This is a genomic window from Achromobacter sp. 77 (genome assembly GCF_020541125.1).
Classification (GTDB): domain Bacteria; phylum Pseudomonadota; class Gammaproteobacteria; order Burkholderiales; family Burkholderiaceae_B; genus Achromobacter; species Achromobacter mucicolens.
Genome location: NZ_CP059848.1, coordinates 3,777,838 through 3,799,032, shown reverse-complemented (window position 1 = coordinate 3,799,032; position 21,195 = coordinate 3,777,838). Strand labels below are relative to the sequence as shown.

Annotated in this window: 17 protein-coding genes; 8 read left to right on the top strand and 9 right to left on the bottom strand. The window is 62.0% G+C overall.

Annotated features, from left to right (window positions below; all coding sequences use genetic code 11):
• Position 1: 1 nt before the first annotated feature.
• Positions 2–2,350 (bottom strand): acyl-CoA dehydrogenase, encoded by a 2,349-nt coding sequence (locus H4P35_RS17485; protein WP_226846361.1) that lies wholly within the window; start codon positions 2,348–2,350, stop codon positions 2–4.
• Positions 2,351–2,431: 81 nt separating this feature from the next.
• On the bottom strand, positions 2,432–3,115 hold the full coding sequence (locus H4P35_RS17480) for a TetR/AcrR family transcriptional regulator (protein WP_226846360.1): 684 nt from the start codon (positions 3,113–3,115) through the stop codon (positions 2,432–2,434).
• A gap of 377 nt (positions 3,116–3,492) precedes the next feature.
• Between H4P35_RS17480 and H4P35_RS17475 the strand changes: the two genes are divergently transcribed.
• The 8 genes from H4P35_RS17475 to H4P35_RS17440 all read left to right on the top strand — a co-directional run bounded on the left by H4P35_RS17475 (position 3,493) and on the right by H4P35_RS17440 (position 13,718).
• Positions 3,493–5,097 (top strand): hypothetical protein, encoded by a 1,605-nt coding sequence (locus H4P35_RS17475; protein WP_142054411.1) that lies wholly within the window; start codon positions 3,493–3,495, stop codon positions 5,095–5,097.
• Positions 5,098–5,659: 562 nt separating this feature from the next.
• The gene (locus tag H4P35_RS17470) at positions 5,660–6,409 is read left to right on the top strand and encodes a response regulator transcription factor (RefSeq protein ID WP_056323666.1); all 750 of its coding nucleotides are present in this window, start codon (positions 5,660–5,662) and stop codon (positions 6,407–6,409) included.
• A gap of 354 nt (positions 6,410–6,763) precedes the next feature.
• Positions 6,764–7,429: a response regulator transcription factor gene (locus H4P35_RS17465; protein ID WP_180098297.1), complete on the top strand. Its 666-nt coding sequence runs from the start codon at positions 6,764–6,766 to the stop codon at positions 7,427–7,429.
• Positions 7,430–7,612: 183 nt separating this feature from the next.
• On the top strand, positions 7,613–10,639 hold the full coding sequence (locus tag H4P35_RS17460; protein WP_226846359.1) for a toxin VasX: 3,027 nt from the start codon (positions 7,613–7,615) through the stop codon (positions 10,637–10,639).
• A 152-nt stretch (positions 10,640–10,791) separates the two neighbouring features.
• Positions 10,792–11,691 (top strand): hypothetical protein, encoded by a 900-nt coding sequence (locus tag H4P35_RS17455; protein ID WP_226846358.1) that lies wholly within the window; start codon positions 10,792–10,794, stop codon positions 11,689–11,691.
• A gap of 119 nt (positions 11,692–11,810) precedes the next feature.
• The gene (locus H4P35_RS17450) at positions 11,811–12,197 is read left to right on the top strand and encodes a hypothetical protein (protein ID WP_226846357.1); all 387 of its coding nucleotides are present in this window, start codon (positions 11,811–11,813) and stop codon (positions 12,195–12,197) included.
• A 234-nt stretch (positions 12,198–12,431) separates the two neighbouring features.
• Positions 12,432–12,704 carry a hypothetical protein gene (locus H4P35_RS17445; protein ID WP_226846356.1) on the top strand — a complete coding sequence of 91 codons (273 nt, stop codon included), beginning with the start codon at positions 12,432–12,434 and terminating at the stop codon, positions 12,702–12,704.
• A gap of 117 nt (positions 12,705–12,821) precedes the next feature.
• Positions 12,822–13,718, top strand: a complete 897-nt coding sequence (locus tag H4P35_RS17440) for a DUF6708 domain-containing protein (RefSeq protein ID WP_226846355.1) — start codon at positions 12,822–12,824, stop codon at positions 13,716–13,718.
• A 79-nt stretch (positions 13,719–13,797) separates the two neighbouring features.
• On the opposite strand, the gene H4P35_RS17435 is transcribed toward H4P35_RS17440, so the two are convergent.
• From H4P35_RS17435 to H4P35_RS17405, 7 genes are read right to left on the bottom strand one after another with little or no spacing between them, the layout of a single operon-like run.
• Positions 13,798–15,069 carry a glycosyltransferase WbuB gene (locus H4P35_RS17435; RefSeq protein ID WP_226846354.1) on the bottom strand — a complete coding sequence of 424 codons (1,272 nt, stop codon included), beginning with the start codon at positions 15,067–15,069 and terminating at the stop codon, positions 13,798–13,800.
• Positions 15,066–15,626 (bottom strand): putative colanic acid biosynthesis acetyltransferase, encoded by a 561-nt coding sequence (locus tag H4P35_RS17430; RefSeq protein ID WP_056323682.1) that lies wholly within the window; start codon positions 15,624–15,626, stop codon positions 15,066–15,068. Before H4P35_RS17430 ends, H4P35_RS17435 begins: the two co-directional genes overlap by 4 nt.
• Positions 15,623–16,510, bottom strand: a complete 888-nt coding sequence (locus tag H4P35_RS17425; protein ID WP_056323685.1) for a glycosyltransferase family 2 protein — start codon at positions 16,508–16,510, stop codon at positions 15,623–15,625. The genes H4P35_RS17430 and H4P35_RS17425 overlap by 4 nt, the downstream gene beginning before the upstream one ends.
• A gap of 13 nt (positions 16,511–16,523) precedes the next feature.
• Complete coding sequence (locus H4P35_RS17420; protein WP_142054415.1) at positions 16,524–17,654, bottom strand: glycosyltransferase; 1,131 nt, start codon at positions 17,652–17,654, stop codon at positions 16,524–16,526.
• A complete protein-coding gene (locus H4P35_RS17415) occupies positions 17,647–18,939 on the bottom strand; it encodes an O-antigen ligase (protein ID WP_128828662.1) in 1,293 nt (430 codons plus the stop codon). The genes H4P35_RS17420 and H4P35_RS17415 overlap by 8 nt, the downstream gene beginning before the upstream one ends.
• Positions 18,940–18,965: 26 nt before the next feature.
• Positions 18,966–19,883, bottom strand: coding sequence for a glycosyltransferase family 2 protein (locus H4P35_RS17410; RefSeq protein ID WP_226846353.1), 918 nt, complete (start codon positions 19,881–19,883; stop codon positions 18,966–18,968).
• Between the two features lie 5 nt (positions 19,884–19,888).
• Positions 19,889–21,193, bottom strand: coding sequence for a lipopolysaccharide biosynthesis protein (locus H4P35_RS17405; RefSeq protein WP_223576223.1), 1,305 nt, complete (start codon positions 21,191–21,193; stop codon positions 19,889–19,891).
• Between the last annotated feature and the right edge of the window lie 2 nt (positions 21,194–21,195).

Here is a 21,195-nt window from a genome sequence, read left to right as displayed (position 1 = left end):
CTCAGGCGACCTTGCGTTCGGCCGTGGGCCGGTCCGCGTCGGCGGCGCCGAGGTCAAAGGGGAAATCATCCACTTTCACCACGGTGTCGCGCAAGCGGTTGCGGCGCTTGACCACCGCGTACTCTTCCGCGGTGATGCCGCCGATGGCCACCGCCGCGTCGGCGATGTCGCGCACATTCGCTTGCGGATTTCCGTCCAGCACGCCGCGCTTTTCCAGTTCGCGGATCTTGGCTTCGATCGGCTCGGCGTCCAGCGTGGCGGCCAGCGCCTGCTCGATCGCGCCCACGGGCTCGTCCGCGGTGGCGGGCAGATGGCAGCCGGCGGTCAGGCGGTCGCGCGTGGCGCTGGGGCTGATGAGCAGCCGGGCCACGTCCTGGCCAAGCTGGTCCGACGGCGGGATCTGGCTGTGGCCCCACGGGAACACGATGCGGCGAATGATCCAGGCCACCGCACGGTTCGGGAAGTTGTCCAGCACGCCGTCAAAGGCGTCCTGCAATTTGCACAACGCGTCCTGGATGGACCAGTGCGCCAGCGGCGCGTCGGCGTCCTGCCGGCCTTCGTCCTCGAAACGCTTGAGCGTGGCGCTGATCAGGTACATCTGCGACAGCACGTCGCCCAGCCGCGCCGACAGGCGCTCGCGCCGCTTCAGGCTGCCGCCCAGCACCAGCATCGAGGTGTCGGCCAGCATCGCGAATGCCGCGGAATAACGGCCCAGCAGCTGGTAGTAGCGCTTCATGGCGGGCGAGACGTCGGCGTTCACGGCGGCAAACCGCGCGCCGGTCAGCGACGTGCCCAGCGCACGGAAGGTGTTGCGCACCACAAAGCCCGCGTGGCCCCAGAACGCGGCGTCGAAATCATCCAGCCCCCGCTTGCGGTCCGGCGATTGCGCAGCCTGCATTTCGGCCAGCACGTAGGGGTGGCAGCGGATCGCGCCCTGGCCGAAGATGATGAGGCTGCGCGTCAGGATATTGGCGCCTTCGACCGTGATGCCGATGGGGATCTGCTGGTAGGCGCGGCCCAGGAAGTTGGACGGTCCCAGGCAGATGCCCTTGCCGCCGATCACGTCCATGCCGTCGTTGACGACCTGGCGCGCGCGCTCCGTGACGTGGTATTTGACGATGGCCGACACGACCGAAGGCTTTTCGCCCAGGTCCACCGCGCCGGCCGTCATGGTGCGCGCGGCGTCCATCATGTAGGTGTGTCCGCCAATGCGCGCCAGCGCCTCTTCGACGCCTTCGAACTTGCCGACCGGCATGCGGAACTGGCTGCGCACGCGCGCATAGCCGCCCACGGCGCGCGCCGTCAGCTTGGACATGCCGGTGTTCGAGGAAGGCAGCGAGATCGAGCGGCCGGCGGCCAGGCATTCCATCAGCATGCGCCAGCCCTGGCCGGCCATGGCGGGGCCGCCGATGATGAAGTCCAGCGGCATGAAGACATCGTTGCCGCGCGTCGGGCCGTTCATGAACATGGCGTTCAGCGGGAAGTGGCGCCGGCCGGTGTCCACGCCGGGGTGGTCGTGCGGCACGAGCGCGCAGGTGATGCCCAGGTCCTTCTTGCCGCCCAGCAGGCCGTCCGGGTCGTACAGGCGGAACGCCAGGCCAAGCAGCGTGCAGACGGGCGCGAGCGTGATGTAACGCTTGTCCCACGTGACGCGCATGCCGATCACCTCGCGGCCCTGCCATTCGCCCTTGCAGACGATGCCGCTGTCGGGAATGGCGGCCGCATCCGAACCCGCCCACGGGCTGGTCAGCGCAAACGCCGGCACTTCCTCGCCGCGGGCCAGGCGCGGCAGATAGTGGTTCTTCTGTTCCTCGGTGCCGTAATGCAGCAACAGTTCGGCCGGACCCAGCGAGTTCGGCACCATGACCGACACGGCCAGCGCGGAGGAACGCGTCGACAGCTTGGTCACGATTTCGGAATGGGCATAGGCGGAGAACGCAAGGCCGCCGTACTGCTTGGGAATGATCATGCCGAGGAAACCCTCGGCCTTCAGATAGTTCCAGACGTCGGCGGGCAGGTCGAAGCGCTCTTGCGTGACGTGCCAGTCGTTGACCATGCGGCACGCGGTCTCGGCCTGGTTGTCCAGAAAGCGCTGCTCTTCGTCGGTCAGCCGCGGGCGGGGATAGGCCAGCAGACGGCTCCAGTCGGGCCGGCCGCGAAAGAGCTCGCCTTCCCACCAGACGGTGCCCGCCTCGAGCGCATCGCGCTCGGTGTCCGACATCTGCGGCAACACCTTGCGATACAGGTTGAAGATCGGCGCGGACAACAGCGCCCGCCGGATGGGGCGCACGCCCAGCAACACGGCGGCCAGGAGTGCAATGACAACCAGCGCGACGATGACTGCGTACATTTTCTTGTCTCCTCGTTGTTCTTCAGGTGCGTGGCGGCCTTCGAAGGAGGGCGCGCCGGCCGGGCGGGCGGTGGACGGCGGTCAGGCGCCTCCGGGGCTTGCGTTCACGTGCGGCAAGGGCGAACGCAGTCCGCCCAGCAGAAAACTCATCAGGCGCGGCAGAAGCAGTTCGCGGTCGTTGGGCTGCTCGGCTTCGTCGCCGGCCAGGCCGGTGACCGAGCGCAGCAGGTCGGTGCCCATGATCGCGTACGACGTCGCGCCCAGCATGAACTGGAAACGCCAGATGATCTCGGCGCGGGGCACGTCCGGCAGGGCGGCGAACAGCGCGTTGCGGTAGCGCGCGAGCACGTCGGCGTATTCCTCGGCGAACAGGGCCCGGATGAAATCCGTGGGATCGGTCATCGTGCGTTCCAGCAGCGGCAGGAACGTGCTGCCGGCCTGCGCGGGATCGGCGGCCAGGCGCAGCAGCGTGCCGAAGAACGCATCGACGATCTGCGAGGGCTTCAGGGGTTTGCCGCCGGATTGCGCCTCCAGTTCGTCCAGAAGGCGCATGCGCTCGCGATTCAGCACTTCCAGGCGGCGTTTGAGCACCGCCTGCACGAGTGACTCCTTGGAGCCGAAGTGATAGTTCACCGAAGCGAGGTTCACACCGGCCGCGCCGGTGATCTGGCGCATCGACGTCGCTTCGTGTCCTTGTTGCGCGAACAGGGACTCGGCGGTGTCCAGGATGGCTTCTCTCGTGGGTGTGGCGCGGATTTCTTGCATAAGGTTGAATTCAAACGTTTGTTTCAATGCATTATGCGGGAGCCTTGGATGAGAGGCGAGCCTCTGCTATCCCCAATAGGGTTTACCCCTAAGCGCTAGCGGCCGTGGTGTTGCTTTTGCTGCGTGCGCGCTTCGCATCGTGCGTACGGACGAGGTCCTGCCGGGAAGAAGCATGAGGCGCGGCCCGCGCGGGAGGTTGAGATTTAGCCGAATGTCCTCGGACACCAGTCCTAGGATGAATGCGCTCTGGAACGCACGCTCAAAAGCCCGCAGTATCAGCGCGAGAACATAAAAGCATTGCCCCGGGTGTGTGCCGGGCGAGGCCCTGCGCAGTCACGGCGCGGCAGGCCAATCGCCCTGATACAGGAGCACGAGAAATGACGACGTATAAGGTGGGATTGCTGGTTGACGGGTATGAGCAACCCGGCTGGATGCACGAGATGGTTGAGTGGCTACTCCACAGCCAGGAGTTCGAGCTCACGGCGTTGCTGGTGATGAACGGAGAGGTCGCCGACAGTGCACCGAGGCTGAGCGTGAAGGCGCTGTTCGGCACGCTGTCGCGCCTGGAAGGCAAGCTGCTGCCGCAGAAGCAGCGCGACATGCTGGCCTGCCGCGACATGCGCGACAGCCTGCAGCAGGCCGGCACGGCGGTCATTCCGCTGGCGCCCGGCGATGAGGATCCGCAGGCGCGCCGCGAGGTGCAGGCGCTGGGGCTGGACCTGGTGATCACGCTGGGCGCGTCGCTCGCGACGCGCTCGCAACTTTCCAGCTGGTCGCGGCTGGGCGTGTGGCAATTGAGCTATTCGGATATTGCGGTGGCAACCAGCCGTTATGCCGGCTTCTGGGAGGTCTTTCAGCGCGAAGATCACACCACCGTGAAACTCTGGCGCATCGGCGCGCGGCAGGAAGACGACGAACTCCTGGACCAGCGCAGTTTCAACACGGAAGTGTTCTGGCTGAAGAATCAGGCCCGCGCTTTCAGTTTGGGAAACTTCATGGTCTATGACGCCTTGCAGGCGCTGGCCCATGACCGGCCGGGCGTCGCGCCGCCTGCCATGCAGATCATGAGCGGTCCGCGCCGCGCCGACCCGGCAGAGTGGGACAGCGCCGCATATATTGCGCGCCAGGCGTGGTTAATGTCGGATCTGGTTGTGCGGCGCATCATGAAACGCAATGTCCGGTGGCGGATCGGTATGTTTCCCTCCGCGAGACAGCAGGCGGTGGTATCGGAGGCGATGGTATTGCAGCCGCCCAAGGGGCGGTTTTTCGCGGACCCCTTCGTTTATACGCACGACAAAAAACCATATATATTTTTCGAGGACTATGATTTTACGTCCCGCAAGGGCACGATCTCCGTCGCGACATACTCCGACGGGGCTTTCCGGCTGTTGGGCACCGCGCTGAACCTGCCTTATCACCTTTCATTTCCGTATATTTTTGAACACGAAGGCGTGACATACATGGTTCCGGAAACGTGCGGAAATCGCAGTATCGAGCTATGGAAATGTACGGAATTTCCGCTGAAATGGGAGCTGGATGTTAATCTGATGACCAATATTTCTGCCGTGGATACCATTATTTTTAAACACGGCGAATACTGGTGGCTATTGACAAATATCGACCGGACTGACGGCCAGAGCCACTGCGACGAGCTGTTCGCGTTCTTCTCGGATTCGCCCCGCTCGACGTCCTGGACGCCCCACGCCTGCAACCCGATCGTGCGCAACCCGATGCGCGCCCGCAACGCCGGAATTGTTGTCTCGCCTGGCGGAGACGTGATCCGGTGCGCCCAGTACCAAGGCTTCTGTCACTACGGCAAGGGCGTTTCGCTGAACAAGATTGAGGAGCTTTCGCCTTCCACTTACGTCGAAACCGATGGCGAGATCCACTACGCTAACTTCCTGAGAAAACGCCATGCTTCAATGCACCATTGGCATCATCAGGGGGGACATACGGTATTTGACTTCGCCTATATGGAGTAAATACGCCTGCGGGCGTAAAAATAAAAATGTTACCGTTATTTCGATTGAAGGGATCGCTCACCGGCGTGATGTGTCGACAGATACAAGTTGACAGCTTTCCCTCCCCATCCGGCACCCCAAGGCCGCGTCAGGCAGATGCCCCGACGTGGCTTTTTTTCGTCTGTAACACGGGCATTCCGGGCGTGGCCGGCCGGCAAACCGCGGCCGTTTCATAGGGAGAACCGCAGGTGCAACGGGGCGATGCTGGTGAAAACCCTAGCGGTAAAAAGGACGAGATGAGGTTCCTCATCCGTATTTAGGAACATGATTAAGGCTAACGATTGATTTCTGATTTTGTCGGATTATATCGCCCTGAAACGTCTTGATTTTGACAAATCCGAACCATAAGATGGGTTCCATGCCATCCGTTATGTTGGCTACCAAAGTCGACCAGCCTAAACGTCCCGGTTCAGCTTCATTAGATATTCCGGGATATGCGGACCACCCCCGCAGGGCTGGATAAATAATATCTTCAGCACAGCGAAGATCCCTTCTAGGCCCGTCGAAAAACCGGGAGGACACCATGGCCAAGATGGTCCTGATTGAAGCCCATCCGCTACTGCGGTTGGGGTTGTGGCAAATTCTTAGCAAGTTGGATGATGTGTGGGAGATCGAGGGGATGGGCCTTGCGGACGTGTCCAAGGCCGACGGCGTGCACGCGGGCGCCGATCTTCTGATCTATGGATTGCCAGTGGATACCGATGAAGCATGGAGCGCCTTGCACGAGATTCAGCGCGTGCTGACGCCCAAGCGGATTCTGCTTCTGACGGACGTCATGCCCTTGCCCATGCCGGTGCAAGGCCTGCCTGGCGCCAGTGTGTACGGTTGCCTGATGAAGACGGCTTCGGTCGAGATCCTCGAGGCCGCCATCCGCCTGGTAATGGCGGGCGGGCAATGCTTCCCGAGCGAACAGGCGCTGCAGGCGCCGGCCTCCGCCGTATGCGCCTTGCCGTCGCGGGATGCGGAAGAAGGCGGTGCGAAGGGCGCCATGCCGGTCAGCGCGGGCGCACAGCTCCTGCAGATCACGCCGCGCCAGTACGAAGTGTTGGTGTTGCTTGCAAGGGGCTATCCCATCAAGACCGTCAGCCGGATGTTGAACATCTCGGTGGCAACCGCGAAGACGCACGCGTGCACGCTGTACCAACGCCTGCATGTCAAGAACAAGGGCGAAGCCGTGTACGCGGCGCTGCAACGCGGCGCGACCCTGGAATGGCATGAACCGAATGGTCGCGAAGTGGATGCCGGGCAGATCTATGGGCGCAAGCTCGGTTAAGCAAGGTTTGCGCTGCCTGCCCGGCAGCAGGAACGCCCGTTCCAACGCTGCCGGGACCGCGCATAGCCAATACGGCTAAGGCATAGAAAGCAGGTGTTCACGTCGCTGTCGCCTCGCTTTCCGCCACCAATCATCCTCCTGAACGAGATTCAGCGAACGTAGCCGCTGATAGCATGAGTTGTGTCCGCAAGCATGGATTGATAGGGCGAATCACTTAGTCTCGCCACTGCAATCCCAAGGCTGCGGACAGGATTCCCCTGAACCTGGCGACGCGCGTGAACCCGCGCATTGCGCGGCGTCGCGCCAGCGTCATGGGAACCGTAATGGGCCATGCGTCACAAGGTTCTTCCCGGGATGACAACCGTACTGATCGAAGACTACGCTCTGCTTCGTGTCGCAATTCAGCATGTGCTGGAACGTGTGCGCAACGCCGACGATATCCTGGCCATCTCGCCAGCCCACCTCCTTAATATGTCCAGCTCGATCAACAAGCCAGTGGAATTGCTGGTGATCGGTTGCAGCGGCACCGCGGAAGAGGACATCGGCCTTCTATCGCAGGCCATGGCCTTTTTCATGCCCAGGCTGGTGCTGGTGCTGTATTCAACGCTGGACCAGAACGTGATGGCCGCGTGTGCGCGCGCCGGGGTCGCGGGCTATCTGCCCAAGGCTTCCAGCCCCGATGCGCTGGCCGCGGCAGTCAGTCTGGTGATTGCGGGCGGCGAATGCTACCCGCAACCTGCCGGCCGGCCGCCCAGCACCGCGCACGCGTCCGTGCAAGAGCTGCGCGAGCTCACGCAGCGGCAGGAGGAAATCCTGCAGTTGCTCGTGCAAGGCAAGACCATGCGCGAGATCGGCCAGCAGGTCGGCATCTCGGTCGCCACCGTCAAGAGCCACGCGCGCACGCTCTATTGGAAGCTGAACGCACGCAACCAGGCCGAGGCCGCGTACATCGCGGTGCAGATGGGTCTGGTGCGCAGCTCGAATGGGCAGCCTGCGCCCGCCAAAGGCGACGCGAGCTGAAACGAGGACGTGAGTCAGGGCCTATGCGGGTGGCGCTGCCGCCCGCACAGGCCCTGGCTTTTTTGCGCGCCTGACAGTTGTCGCAATAGAAGCTGACGAATTTCAAAATCGTACTTGTCTGATACCCAAGCCTGGGCGGGCGTGCCGTAATGGGCGCGCGCAGGCTGGGCACGCATTGGTGGTGTGGAAGGCCTGTGGTTTCCGGGAGCCCGACATTCCTATCCAGTCCGATTTCGCTTCGCAGTTGCCATCGACGACAAGTCCTTCGACGTCGTCGTGTACACCTTGCGGGAAGGTCTGTCCAAGGCCTTCGTGTTGCCTGTGGGCTATGAGGCCCCCGCGATGACAACGCCCCACAAGAAAGCGCTGAGTCCCGACCGCCCTAATGAAAAGCAACTGGGCAAGGCCATCTCACCGCCATCGTGTCAGCGGTGTGTGCCCATCTACCCTTTGCGCTACGGCGTTGCTGAGCGCACCTGGGATAAAGGCGTGTTTCCCACACTCAGCGCTGAGGGCTATCCCGCGCTGACCGCCGGCAAGGCGTACGGTCTGCGCGTGCTGCGTCCAGGCACCTACGTTTACCTGTGCTACTTCCAGAACGGCCGGATGTGGACGCAGCACTATCAAGTCACCGACGACATGCGATTTGCGCGCATCTGGTGGACTCCTGCAGACGAAGACGATGCCATCCCCGGGCGGCTCGCTCGCCCCGAAACGGTCAGCGCCAAACCTTATCTATCTGCCCCAGCGACCCAAGAAGCAGACGTCGTCTACCTGCTGACCAGCGAAACGATGCTGACCCATGCCAGGCTCTGGAGCATCGAGAACGATACGGGCGGCATCCGCTCCAGGTTGGCGACAAAGGTCAGGCCCGCTGGTGGTGTTGAGCAACCCCATATGTTCAACATCGCGTTGCTTGCTTACGCGACGCCGGAACTTCGACCACCCGACTTGAGTGGCAAGTCGGGGTACTACACATGGAGCGAGATATCAGCGCCGGAGGCGTTCCCCACCTACGAAACCGTCATCCCGGGCGCTTACGTCGAGCTTGCTCCGATCAGGGATATCGTTCCTCTAGCGGTCGCGCTGCACGACCCGATCGGCGTCATGAGTGAACTGGCGCATCTTGTCGCAGTTGCGGCGGCAGATCGGCAAGCTTATGAAATCGATAACAATCACGCCTACACAAGCGCCACCGTCATAAAGCAGTACTTGCAGAGCGTTCAAAAGCGTGCGACTCCAGAAGCCTATACCAAAAGGCGAGACCTGGTTCGCTTTGACGCGAACGATGACGCGGACCGCTTCCTTGGCAATGCTGTTCCGTACATGCGCTCGTATGAACAGACAGTCAGGCGGAAACAGGCCGACATTGACACACTGGTGAAGGACCTTGAAGGCTGGATCAGGACTGGCGGCAGCGCCATCGCCAAGGATTGGCAGGATGGATGGTTTGGCAAGGCGCAGTCCTGTTTTGACTTGGGTGCAAAAGAGAATGCACAGGACTACGAGCGCGTTGTTGCACACTGCGTGGGTAACCTGACTCACAGCGAAAGTGGTCGATCGACGTACCGGAGTTTGTTGCTGGCCCCACCAGAAAGAAGTCCTGTCTGGTTGGCGCTAGCGCACGGCATCCCTGAGTTGCACGCCGATTTTGCCAACCCTCCGCCGCTGAAGAACGTGCTGGACGTTGGGATTGCGGCCTTTGCGCCCATCTTTCAACTGAACGTCTCCTATCCAGCGACCCAGTCCTCAGATGTACTCGTAAGCCAGATGCTTTCTCAGCTTGGTGATACGCGTTTGCCCGAGGCCACAGCCAGCAGCATCGTCCGGCGATTACGCCTGTACGCAGAAGTCCGCGTTGGCAACACCATTGTCACGTACCGCGTGTCTAGCGCCGAGGCGAATTTCCAATACTCCCAGTTCCACGGCGAACGAAACATGAACACCGAACAACTAAGGAAGTGGGGTATTACCGTCAAGCAGCCATTGCGCAATCAGCCGGCGACGGTGCTCCTTTACGAAACCGTGCGCATCGGTGATCAAGCAACCCGTATTTCATCTGCCCAACCGTCTGTGCACAATCCGCAGCCGTTCCAACTTGAAGGAAATGTGTTCAAGCGGATGCTGGATCAGGTTCGTCAAAGTAAAGCCTACGGCGCCGCGCAGACTGGAATCGTGCGCGGGGAATATGGGTTCACAGGCCTGGCCGCCATTTCCGCCATCATGGCACTTCGGTCGTCGATCAAAGATCTCGCGAACGGGAAGATTGATCGATCAGTTTCTGGGTTCGCCAACGGGGCTAGCGCGTTGGCGGCGGTATTCGCTGTGATGAGCTCCGGCATGTTGCTGAAGGGCGACGCGATTCAGCTACATGCACTCGCGAAAGGGAACTCGTTGAGCATGGCGCGGGAAGCAGCCCGCGAAGTGCGAAAGCTAGCGACAAAGCTAGGCGCAGTAACTGCCGCTATTGGGGCAGTCGCTGATGGATTACGTGCCGCTAGCGCCTACGCCACGCAACAAAACTCCGAAGCAGGTCGAATGTATCTGGCGTCTGCTGGCTGTGGAGTACTTGCGACTGCTGGACTGCTTTTAAGCGCCTCCAGCGTCGTCCTCGGCGTCATTGGGCCAGTCGGCTGGCTTGTGCTGGCTTTTATCGCCACCCTAGGAGTAATTTATTTCAGCATCCAGGCCGCTCTCGCGAAATATCAGCCCGACGAAGTCTGGTTGGCACACAGCTTTTGGAGTCAGGGTGATCGAGCATACCGTTATAGCTCTCTGGACCAGGAACTTGCCGCATTCCACGGTGCCGTTTATGGCGTCCGCGCGGTAGCGAATTGGGAAACCCCCGAGGTGTCGGTGCGTGATATTGCAGTCCGCAGCATTCCCATTTACGGACGCTGGCAAGACAGCATTGATCTAAATCGCGCTATCGCCCAAGAAAGGATAGGAACACTGTCCCTATCTTTGGTCCTGCCCGGCTATCCAACTTCGGGCGAAGAGTCGCAGCAAGTAAAGCATGCTGAAGTCTTCCAATACACGCTCAAAGCCAGGCGGAACGGCCAAATACTAAACATGGTTCGGGGGCCCATTGCGGCATCTCCGGAATACCGATTCCCTTTTGATGCGGAATGTATGGTTGTTGACAAGGATTTCATTCAAGATGGCACCCGCCAGTTGAGTTGGCAAATCGTTATGCGGGAAGACACATAGGTCATGCTGGACTACTGTTATAGGCCGGATGTCGTCAACCAGCCTAGTCTCGCGCTGTTCCCGCAGCGAGAACCGCTTGTCTTTACACGCGGCACGTGGCTCACGGATCCTATTGACGAAGAGTTGCTTGCTCCAGTCGCGGAGCCCAAGTGATGCGGACTACCAAGAAAATTCGAGTGCCTCGCCCAACGTTTAGGGAAATCCAGAACAAATGGCGGCTCTTTCGCTTCGCGAGCACATTACTGCCGTCGGAGCCTAGTGCGTCTGAAACCCCAGCCATCGAAGCAATAAGCGTTAACGAGAGTTGCATCGAAGTGGTTTCCGATACCTTGCAAGATGGCCATGAGGGGGTAATCCTTCAGGCATTTACTTTCTCAGGGCTTTTTTCATTGCTGTTTGCCGTGATGGGGGGCTTCGGCGGCTGGTCTGTAGGCGTGTTAATTTTTTCTCTCGGCCTGCCCGGCTTGGGAGTTGTGTTGTTTTTCCTTTCTTGTGTCTTGGGGCCGCGCTATCGATACCGATGTTCGAAAGTACGTTTCGATCGCCGTAGCCGTCGTGTCTATTACGTCCCATATCCCGAGGAAAGCTTGGACGCGATATGGGAACTTGATTGGGATCGGGTCCAGGGCATCAGGTGGATGACGGGGCGAGCGCAATCGTACCTTTACCTTGTAGGCTACACCTGCAACCTGCCCGAGCCGAAACTGGTAAAGATACCCATAATGGCTAATCACGAATTTTTCGCAAGCCATATCTGGGCATGGCTTCAGCGCTTCATGGCCGGCCAGGTTGGAGGCTTGCCCGCACCAAAATTCATCAAGCTTCCTCAAAAGCCGAGCGATGTGCTGATGCGTTACGGGGGGCGCTTGGTCATGTGGTCCATCACCACAAGGAAAGGGCGACGATTTTTGCCTCTAATGATCTGGGTTGATTTCGCGATTCTGCTGCTGTACATGCCATCCCGGGCCTTGCCGCAACTGATCATTCTCCAGTATCCGGAGATCCGATTCCCGAAAGAGAGCGATCGACATTGTGGTTTTTCTACGGAGTGAGCATGAATGGCAGGTAAGGGCGACGAATTGCATGCTGTCCCGCGACCGTCAACGCCTGCACAAAACCCGGCCCACGCCATTTTGAAGTATTTCCCCTCCCTCGCCCAGAAGCCTAAGTAATGCAAGCCACCAAGCAAGCCCGAGAGCCGCGCCCGTCGTTTAGGAAGATCCAGGAAAAGTGGCGGCTGTTTCGCTTCGCGAGTACGTTGTTGCCAGCGCTGCCCGATACGCAGGAATCCGCCGCCATCGTGGCAACACGGTTGAACGACGATTGCGCCGAGGTCGTTTCCAATACGTTGCAAACTGAAGGCGCGGGATTTTTACTTCGACTTTTCACCTTCTTTGGACTGCTTTCTTTTTTTGGCAGTGTTCGGAGTATTCGGTGGCTGGTCTGCAGGTGTGCTCATACTTTCCCTCGGTCTGCCTTGCATGGGGCTTATATGGTTTTTTTTGCCATGCCTTTTGGCGCCACGTTATCGATACCGTTGTTCGAAAGTACGGTTTGACCGCCGTAGCCGTCGCGTCTACTACGTTCCATATCTGAGGAAAGCTCGGATGCAATATGGGAACTTGAGTGGGATCGGCTTCAGGGCATCAGCTGGTCCACAGGTCAAGCGCAAGCGTATCTTTACCTTGTGGGCTATACCTGCAACCTGCCTGAGTCTCAATTGGTCAAGATACCCATAATGTTTAGTGAGAAAATTTTCGCAAGCCACATATGGGCTTGGCTTCACGGTTTTATGGACAAGGTCGAAGCCTTGCCCGCACCCAAGATTATCGCGTTCCCTCAAAATTCGCGTGATGTGCTGATGCGCTACGGTGGTCGTTGGATCACATGGTCCCTCACCACAAAGAAGGGACGGCTATGGTTGCCTTTGATGATCTGGGTGGATTTGGTGGTTCTGCTGATGTTCATGCCCGTCCTGGCGTTGCCGCAACTGATCGTTCTTCTGTATCCGGAGATCCGATTCCCGAAAGAGAACGATCGACATTGTGGTTTTTCTACGGATTGAATATGAATGGCAGGTAAGGGCGACGAATCGCATGCTGTCCCGCGACCGCCAACGCCTGCAAAAACCCGGCCCACGCCATTTCAAGTGTTTCCCATCCCTCGCCTAGAAGCCTGAGTAATGCAAGCCACCAAGCACGCCCGACAGCCGCGCCCGTCGTTTAGAAAGATCCAGGAAAAGTGGCGGCTATTTCGCTTCGCAAGTACGTTATTGCCTTTGGATCCTGCCGCTCACGAAGTACCAGCTATCGAAGCAACGCGTTTAAATGAAAATTGCATCGAAGTGGTTTCCGATACGCTACAAGGGGAACTTGAGGGAGTGGGTCTTCGACTGCTCACTTTATTCGGGCTAGTTGTTTTTTATATTGCATTAATCGCGGGCGTCGACGATGGGTTTGGACTGATTTGGGTGCCTATTCTAGGTCTGCCGATCCTAGGGCTTTTGGGGTTTTGCCTTCCGCGCGTGTTGCTGCTGCGATATAAATACCGATCTTCGAAAGTACGTTTTGACCGCCGTTCCCGGCGCGTGTACTACGTCCCTTATCCAGAGGAAAGCTTGGACGCAATATGGGAACTGGATTGGGACCAGTTGCAGGGCATTGATTGGACAACAGGTAGATCGCAACCGTATCTCTACCTTGTTGGTTATACCTGCAGCTTGCCGGAGCCTCAGTTGGTGAAGATACCCGTAATGTATAACGGTGAGATTTGGGCGAGCCATATCTGGGCTTGGCTTCATCGTTTCATGGATAACGTTGAAGCCCTACCTCCACCAAAGATCATCACGCTTCCTGAAAGGCCGAGTGATGTGCTGATGCGTTATGGTGGCCGCTGGATCAAATGGTCCCTGACTACAAAGCAGGGGCGGCGATGGTTGCCTTTGATGATCTGGGTTGATCTCGCGGTTCTGCTGTTGTACATGCCGTCATGGAGCTTGCCGCAACTGATTGTTCTTCTGTATCCGGAGACCCAATTTCCGGAAGAGAACGATCGACATTGTGGTTTTTCAACGGGCTGAGCAAGACGCGCGGGGCAAGTCGCTCTCCATGCCGCCCCGCACCCGCCAACATCTGCGCCAATTCCCTCACACCCCCCCTTCAAACATCCCCCTCACTCGCCCGCGTTCCCGCCGGCGTCGCGCGGCCCTTGTTTTTCGCAATTGCCATGAACTCCCGCTCCGCCGCGCCCAGCACCGCATCCACGTGCAGGTGCGCCATCGCATACTGCCGGGCGGCGGCGCCCAGGGTTTCGCGGATCTGTGCGTTGTAGCTGAGTTTGCGCACGGCTTCGGCCATCGCTGCGGCGTCTTCGGGCGGGGTCAGCAGGCCGCAGCGCGACACCACGTTGGCGAGCTCGGTGCCGCGCGCCGCGCCGCAGACGACGGGGCGGCCGGTGGCCAGCATGCCGGTCAGCTTGGACGGCATCACCAGGTCGGCCGCGCCGGCGCGTTGCGGCAGCAGGTGGATGTCGGCCGTGCCCAGCAGCGCGCCCAGGCGTTCGGCCGGTTGCAAGTCCAGGAAGATGACGCGCGTCAGGCCGCGGCACTTTTCCTCCAGCGCCGCGCGTTCGGGGCCCTGGCCGCAGAAGAGGAACCACAGGCGGTCTTCGCGGTTCAGGCGGCGCGCCACGTCGGCGAGGATCTGCAGGCCCTGCTTGCCGCCCATGTTGCCCGAGTACAGCGCCACGATGGCGTTGTCCGGAATGCCGAGCTGTGCGCGATAGTCGCCGCCTTCGGCCAAGGGCGTGATGGCATTGACGTCGATCCAGTTGGGCAGCAGCACGGCTCGGGCGGGGTCGATGCCTTTGGAAAGCGCAAGATCCAGCATGCGGTTTGAAATCGTGGACACGCGGTCAAACCTGCGCATCAGCCAGCGTTCGGCGCGCTTGACCATCGAGCGCAGGACGCCGCCCTTGAGCAAGCCCAGTTCGAACGCCGCGTCGACTTCGAAGTCCTGGATGTGCAGCCAGGCGCGTGCGCCGGTCAGGCGCGCGGTCAGCCATGCGGCCGGAGCGCAGAAGAGGGCGGGTTCGACGACCAGGATGATGTCCGGCCGCCGCATTGCCGCGCGCAGCAGCGACGGCAGGCTGGACAGCGCGAAGCTGGCCAGATGCACCAGCCGCTTGGCGCCGCCCGGTCTTTCGGGGACCCACAAGGGCGCGCGCCGCACGGTCACGCCCCGGCGCGTTTCCTTGGTGTAGCGTGTGCCGCGGTAGCCGTCGTGGACCCGCCATTGCGGGTAGTAGGGCGGGGCGGTGACCACGCCGACCTCGTGCCCGCGCGCCGCCAGCCACTCGGCCAGTTCGGCGGTGTATTTGCCAGTGCCGGTCAGTTCGGGCGCGTAGTTGATGCCATAGATGAGTATTTTCATGTTGGCGTGGCGGTGCGTGGCCGGATGGGGCGGCACGGGTTGCCGTGGCACACCATCGCGGCGGGCATGTTGCGAAACACCGAGCTGCGCGCGCCGATCACGGCCTCGCGTCCGATGGTCACGCCCGGACCGACGAATACGTCCGTGGCCACCCATGCGCCGTCTTCGACACGCACGGCGCGTTCGCGCAGCGGAAAGTCGGGCCGGCCGGCATCGTGATCGGCTGCGCACAGATAGCTGCGCTGCGACACCACGGCGTGCGCGCCGATGTGGATGGGGCCTAGGCTGTAGATCACGGCGTCGTCGCCGATCCAGGCGTAGTCGCCGATTTCCACTTTCCAGGGATAGGTGACCGTGGCCGTGGGCCGGATCAGCACCTTGTGCCCGACGCGCGCGCCGAAGCGGCGCAGCAGCCAGCGGCGAAAGCCGTAGGCTACCTGCGGCGACCAGCGGAACAGGGTGCCCTGCACCATCCACCACAACTGCACGGTCAGCGCCGACCGTCCGCGCTGACCCGGCGCCAGCGCGAACTGGTCCAGGCGTTGCAAGGTGCTCATTTGGCCGCTCCCGCAACGGCGTCGCGCCGCGATGCGGCCTCGCTGGCCTGGCGCGCCTTCAGGATCTCTTCGGTCTTGATGCGGATCTGCCAGTAATACATGGCGCGCGCGACCGCATAGTCGTAGCCGGCCTTGCCATCCAGGAATCCCAGTTTGAAGACATAGGAGTGCAGGAACGAGATCGGCGCCTTGAATGGCATGGCCTGGAAGATGCGCTTGAGCAATGCGCGGCCGCCGACGTTGGCCTCTCGCGGATCGTTCATCAGGCCCTTGGTGCGCAGGTTCGCTTCCCAGTCGGAATAGCGGTTGTGCTTGTCGAAGTAGTGATAAAGCGAGTCGTGGTCGTTGTGCACCATGCGCTGGCGCAGCGCGAAGGTCTCGCCCTGGACCTGCGGCTGGTAGTGACCCTCGACCTCCCACATGTTGGCCACGTCCAGGTCGTCGTAGTCCAGAAAGCGCGAGCGGTCGCGCGCCAGGAGCGCCAGCTTGTACACGCGATGGCCATGTTCCAGCTTTTTGCCGCAGAACACGTAGTCGAAGGGTACGAAAGCGCCGCCAGCCCCCGCGGCAAAGCGCGGCAGGACCTCGCGGATCTCGGCGGCCAGGCCCGGCGTCATTTCTTCGTCCGCGTCCACGTACAGCACGACGGGGTGCGTGAAGGGAAGCTGCTCCAGGCACCACTGCTTTTTCTTCGGATACTTGCCGTCCCACTGGAAATTCGAAACGCGCGCGCCCATCGCCGTGGCGATCGAGCAGGTCGCGTCCGTGCTGTTGGAGTCCACGACGAAGACTTCGTCGAACTCCACCAGCGCCTTCAGGCACTTCGCGATGTTGCGTTCCTCGTTCTTGGTCATCACCACGACGGATACCGGTATCTTCTGCATGATGCTGTCCTGTTCAGGGCGTTCCGCGCTGCATGAGCGGGCGGAAGAGATCGATGACGTTGCGGCAGTGCCGCTCGAGGGAAAAGGCGTCCGCGCGCTCGGGGCCCTGGGCCGCAAGCTTCTCGCGCATCTCGCCGTCGTAGGCCAGTCGACGCACCGCCTCGGCCAGCGCCTCGGCGTCGCCTACCGGCACCAGCAGCCCGTAGCGGCCGGCGTCCAGGATCTCGGCGGGGCCGTGCGGGCAGTCGGTCGAGATGACGGGCACGCCCAGGCACAGGGCCTCGACCAGCACGTTGCCGAAGCTCTCGCGCACGGAGGTGAGCGCGAAGGCGCCGGCGCCGGCAATGACCGGAAACGGATTGTCGATGTGGCCGGCCAGCGTGACCTGCGTGCGGGACGGCCGGTCGTCGATGCGCTTTTGCAGGGCGGCGTGCTCGGAGCCTTCGCCCAGGATCGTGAACGCAATGCGCGGGTCGTCGAGCAGCGCGGCCGCGTCGATCAGCGTGGCGTAGTCCTTGACGGCTTCGAGCCGGCCCACGGCCACCACGTGATAGGGCGAGTCGCCGCCATCGGCCGTCTTCGGCTGGGCGCCCTGGCGCCGCACGTTGTCCAGCGGCACGCCGTTGTAGATGGTGTGCACCTTGCCGCGCAGCGGCGGAAACATGCTGACCAGGTCTTCCTTGACGCCGCGCGACACCCCGACCACCGCGTCGTGCCGCCGGTAGGTCTGGCTGACCAGCCAGCACTTCAGGCGGCGCATCTTGGAGGCGCCGTAGTGGATGGCCGGGCTGCTGTGTTCGAAGGCCACCGTGCGGAAGTTGCCGCGCAGGATCTTTCTGGCCAGCACGACCAGCATGTTGCACAAAAGGCCGTGCGAGCAGACGATGGCGGGCTTTTCGCGGCGTATGTGCTGCAGCAGCTTGAAGAACGCCACGGGCAGCGCCAGCCGCAGCTTGGTGGGAGACTCGATGATCGGAAATGCGCGGGTGACCTTGGGGTTGGCGATGGGATACTCGCGGTTGCGCGAGCGCAGCAGGAACAGGGCGGAGTCCACCCCCTGTTCCGGCAACGCATCCACAATGAAGGCGACGCATCTTCCGACGCCGCCATGCAAGTCCGGTGCGACAAACAAGACATCAGACATGGGGTATTACTCGCGTGGGTGGCGCCCGGCGCACGATATCCGGGCGGGGGCTGGGAGCGGGAGATTCTTGGCGAGGCACGGGCATGATCTGGGCATTTCGCATCAGCGAAAGGCAGTAACACAGCAGAAAGCCGGTAAACGCGGTCTTGGGCGCATAGGCCAGGCCGCCGGACATCGAGTCGATGAAGATGTAGATGGGCGCGGTGGCGAGCAGGTATCGCCGGTGCATCTCCAGCCCGGGATGGGCGTAGCGCCGAAAGAGCGAGAACAGCAGGATGAGCAGCGGCGGCAGCATGATCATGATCGTGCCGACCACCCCGAATTTCATCAGGTAGAACGCCCAGGAGTTGTGCGCGAACGTGCTGAGTTCAAAGCCGTTCTCGCCCATCACCCAGCTGCGAAAGCCCGCACCCTTGCCAAAGACGGGGCTTTCGGCAAAGAACTGCATCTGGCCTTCCATTTCCTGCACCCGCGCGCCGTAGCTGGAGTCTTCGTCCAGGCGTTCGACGCTGAAGATGCGCTGGGTCAGCACGTCCAGGTAGCCGATGCTGGCAAAGATCAGCACGCCGGCGACGGCGGCGGGGGCGAAGATCATGATGGCGCGGCGGCGGATGTCGGCGTTGCCTGCCAGCAGCACGGCGATGACCACGGAAATGGCAAGCTGCAGGTATTGGCTGCGGTTCAGCGAGAACACCAGCGCCATCACCATGTACAGCGTCAGCGCGTACGCCTTCGGGCCCGACACGTTCAGCGTGCGCCGAAAGTACAGCAGCGACACCACGCCCATCGGAATCGCCCAGACGCCCAGGCGCACGTTGCGCAGCGGGTTGGCGACGCTAAAGCCGGTTGCCTGTTCCAGCAGCATCAGCGTGGCGACCGCCAGGCTGGCCGCCACGATGTACTTCTGCAGGATGGCATAGGCGTGGGGACTGTCGATGTCCTTGTAGCAAAGGAACGGCGTGCACAGGAAATAGAAGACGATGCGCAGATCGCGCGCCACGTCGCCGGTCTCGATGCCGGGATGGTGGGCGGAGACCACCAGCAGATAGATCACCGAAATGGCCTGGATGCCGAGCAACACGCCCAGCGCGCCGCGTGGCAGCGCGTAGGCGCCCGGGTGGGCCAGGCGCAGCGCCTTGACGCCCAGCATGGCCACGAACAGCAGATCGAAGGGCGACAGCTTGAAGCTGCCCACCCCCACGATGAACCTGTCGTCGTTCAGCGCCAGCGCGGTGAAGACGAACAGGCCCAGGAGATGCAGGGTGGAAAGGCGGCGCGTGGTCATTGCGGTTCCGTATCAGTGAGGGCTGCCTAGTGCGCGGCCCAGTCGTCCCGGCCGAAGATCTTGGTGGTCAGCTTTTCCAGCAGGTAGGTCAGGTCGCCCTGCCGGGCATGCGCGGCCACCTTCGAGGCGCGGCAGGACAGCTCGAACAGCTTTCCCAACCCCGGCTCGGTCCGGCGGATGCGGCTGACGATCTGTTCGCGCTCTTCCAGCAGCACGTCCTGCATCAGGGCGGTCTTGGTCTCGTCGTGCGCGGTGTACACGCCCAGCGCGTCGGGAACGATCAGATTCTTGCCCTCGCGCAGCAGCCGGCTCCACAGTTCGAGGTCCATGCAGTACCGCATGCTTTCCTGCAGCAGGCCGTACTTGCGCAGCAGGTCACGGCGGAAGATGGCGGACTGGTTCGGGATGGAGGCCTTGACCACGGTCAGCGTGCCGCGGTTGACGGGCGTGTAGTGGATCTTGCGGAAGATGCGGTTGTCGGCATCCGCCACGAAGAGGTTGCCGCTGACGATCGGCGCGCGGCCCTTGGCCGCGGCGGCGCCCAGTTTGCGCAGCGCGCCCGGGAAGTACAGGTCGTCCGAGTTCTGCCAGCCGACGTAGTCGCCCGTGGCGCGTTCGAACCCCTTGTTGATCGCATGCGACTGGCCCCGGTCCGGGGTGCTTTCCCAATAGGACAGGTAGCGCTCGTACTTCTTGATGATGTCCACGCTGCCGTCGGTGGACCCGCCGTCGATGATGATGTATTCCAGCCGCGGATACCCCTGGTTCAGCACGGACAGGATGGTGCGCTCCAGGAACTTGGCCTGGTTGAACGAGGGCGTCACGATCGTCACCTTGGGCAGCAACCCGCTGGCGATGGGCGCCGGCGGACGAAGCTCGCGGACGAAGTCGATGAGCTGGCGTGAATACTCGTTATGGCGCTTGCGCATGTAGGACCTCAGCATGTTGGTTATCGGGTGGCCGCAGGCATGGCGCCCGGAAAGTCGGGGCGGGATTGACGGATGGCGAGGGCCACGCCGGCCAGCGTGATCGCCGCGTAGGCCATGCGGCCCCAGGCTGCGGCGTGTTCCCCCGCCACGTGAACCAGTCCCGCCATGACGCACAGCATCGCCAGGCCGCCCAGTCCGTTCAGGATTGCGACAGCGCGGGAATTGCCGAGCCCCAGGAGGGAGAAGTGCGCCGCGGCGTTCAGGGACAACAGGCCCGACGCCACGATCAGCAACTGGAAGGTGCCCAGATGGCCGCTGGCGACGTTCTCGCCCAGCAGCACGTTCAGAAGCGGCTTGCTGACCGCCAGCACGGCCAGCGTGGCGCTGGCAGATAGCGCCAGGTTCCACAGCATCATGCGGCGGATTTCGCGTTCCGCGGCGCCGGGGTAGGGCGGCGAGACGGACAGGCGCGTCACGCGCGGCATCGCCTTCTGGAAGATGGCGACGGACGCCGTATGGATGATCTGGCCGACTTGCACGCCGACGGTGTAGATCGCCAGCGCCGCCGGTCCCATCAGGCTGCCGACCAACACCCGGTCGACAGACCCGAACGCCAGCGCGCTCAGGCTGTTCAGCCACGACCAGCGCGAGAAGCGGAAGGCGGCCATCATGGCGCCGCGGTCGCGCACGGGCCGCACGATGAATCGGTCGTAGGCGCGCGAGAACACGCGCATCTTGACGCTGCCCGCGATGAGCAGGCCCAGCGCCTGCGCCAGGCCGGTCCAGGTGGGCGAGGCGGTGTACCAGGCGGCCGCGCACGCCAGCGCCATCGTGCCGGTGCGGCTGAAGACCTCGCACAGCGCGGTGGCGCGAAAGTCTTCGCGTCCCTTCAGGCAGCCGGAAAAGAGCTGGTCATACTGCTGCGTGAGGTAGATGGCCAGGGCGGGCATGGCCAGCATCGTGACGGCCACCCCGCCAAACGTGGCGTCCGGCCAGCCCAGCCCCACCACGCCCCACAGCAGCACGGCGGCCAAGGTGACGACGGCCAGCGCACAGCCGATCAGCGACATGCTGACGCCGGCCGCGCGATAGGCGCCGCCGGGCTCGTGCATGCTCTCGGAGACCAGCTTGGTCGCGGTCACCGCCGCGCCCAGGTTTGCCGCGTTGCCGAACCCGGCCAGCGCGATGATCATGGAATATTGGCCGAAGCCGACCGTGCCGAGCTGGCGAAAGAGGATCGGCAGCGCCACCAGCGCCGCGACGGGACCGATGCCGTATTCCACCAGCCCCCAGAAGGAAGCATTGCCGGCGATGTGTTTCTTCACGA

Coding starts and splice junctions, on each gene's coding strand:
- H4P35_RS17470 (WP_056323666.1), top strand. CDS start 5,660: ATGGCCAAGATGGTCCTGATTGAAGCCCATCCGCTACTGCGGTTGGGG.
- H4P35_RS17475 (WP_142054411.1), top strand. CDS start 3,493: ATGACGACGTATAAGGTGGGATTGCTGGTTGACGGGTATGAGCAACCC.
- H4P35_RS17480 (WP_226846360.1), bottom strand. CDS start 3,115: ATGCAAGAAATCCGCGCCACACCCACGAGAGAAGCCATCCTGGACACC.
- H4P35_RS17465 (WP_180098297.1), top strand. CDS start 6,764: ATGACAACCGTACTGATCGAAGACTACGCTCTGCTTCGTGTCGCAATT.
- H4P35_RS17430 (WP_056323682.1), bottom strand. CDS start 15,626: ATGAGCACCTTGCAACGCCTGGACCAGTTCGCGCTGGCGCCGGGTCAG.
- H4P35_RS17420 (WP_142054415.1), bottom strand. CDS start 17,654: ATGTCTGATGTCTTGTTTGTCGCACCGGACTTGCATGGCGGCGTCGGA.
- H4P35_RS17440 (WP_226846355.1), top strand. CDS start 12,822: ATGCAAGCCACCAAGCACGCCCGACAGCCGCGCCCGTCGTTTAGAAAG.
- H4P35_RS17445 (WP_226846356.1), top strand. CDS start 12,432: ATGGACAAGGTCGAAGCCTTGCCCGCACCCAAGATTATCGCGTTCCCT.
- H4P35_RS17485 (WP_226846361.1), bottom strand. CDS start 2,350: ATGTACGCAGTCATCGTCGCGCTGGTTGTCATTGCACTCCTGGCCGCC.
- H4P35_RS17410 (WP_226846353.1), bottom strand. CDS start 19,883: ATGCTGAGGTCCTACATGCGCAAGCGCCATAACGAGTATTCACGCCAG.
- H4P35_RS17455 (WP_226846358.1), top strand. CDS start 10,792: ATGCGGACTACCAAGAAAATTCGAGTGCCTCGCCCAACGTTTAGGGAA.
- H4P35_RS17450 (WP_226846357.1), top strand. CDS start 11,811: ATGCAAGCCACCAAGCAAGCCCGAGAGCCGCGCCCGTCGTTTAGGAAG.
- H4P35_RS17435 (WP_226846354.1), bottom strand. CDS start 15,069: ATGAAAATACTCATCTATGGCATCAACTACGCGCCCGAACTGACCGGC.
- H4P35_RS17415 (WP_128828662.1), bottom strand. CDS start 18,939: ATGACCACGCGCCGCCTTTCCACCCTGCATCTCCTGGGCCTGTTCGTC.
- H4P35_RS17425 (WP_056323685.1), bottom strand. CDS start 16,510: ATGCAGAAGATACCGGTATCCGTCGTGGTGATGACCAAGAACGAGGAA.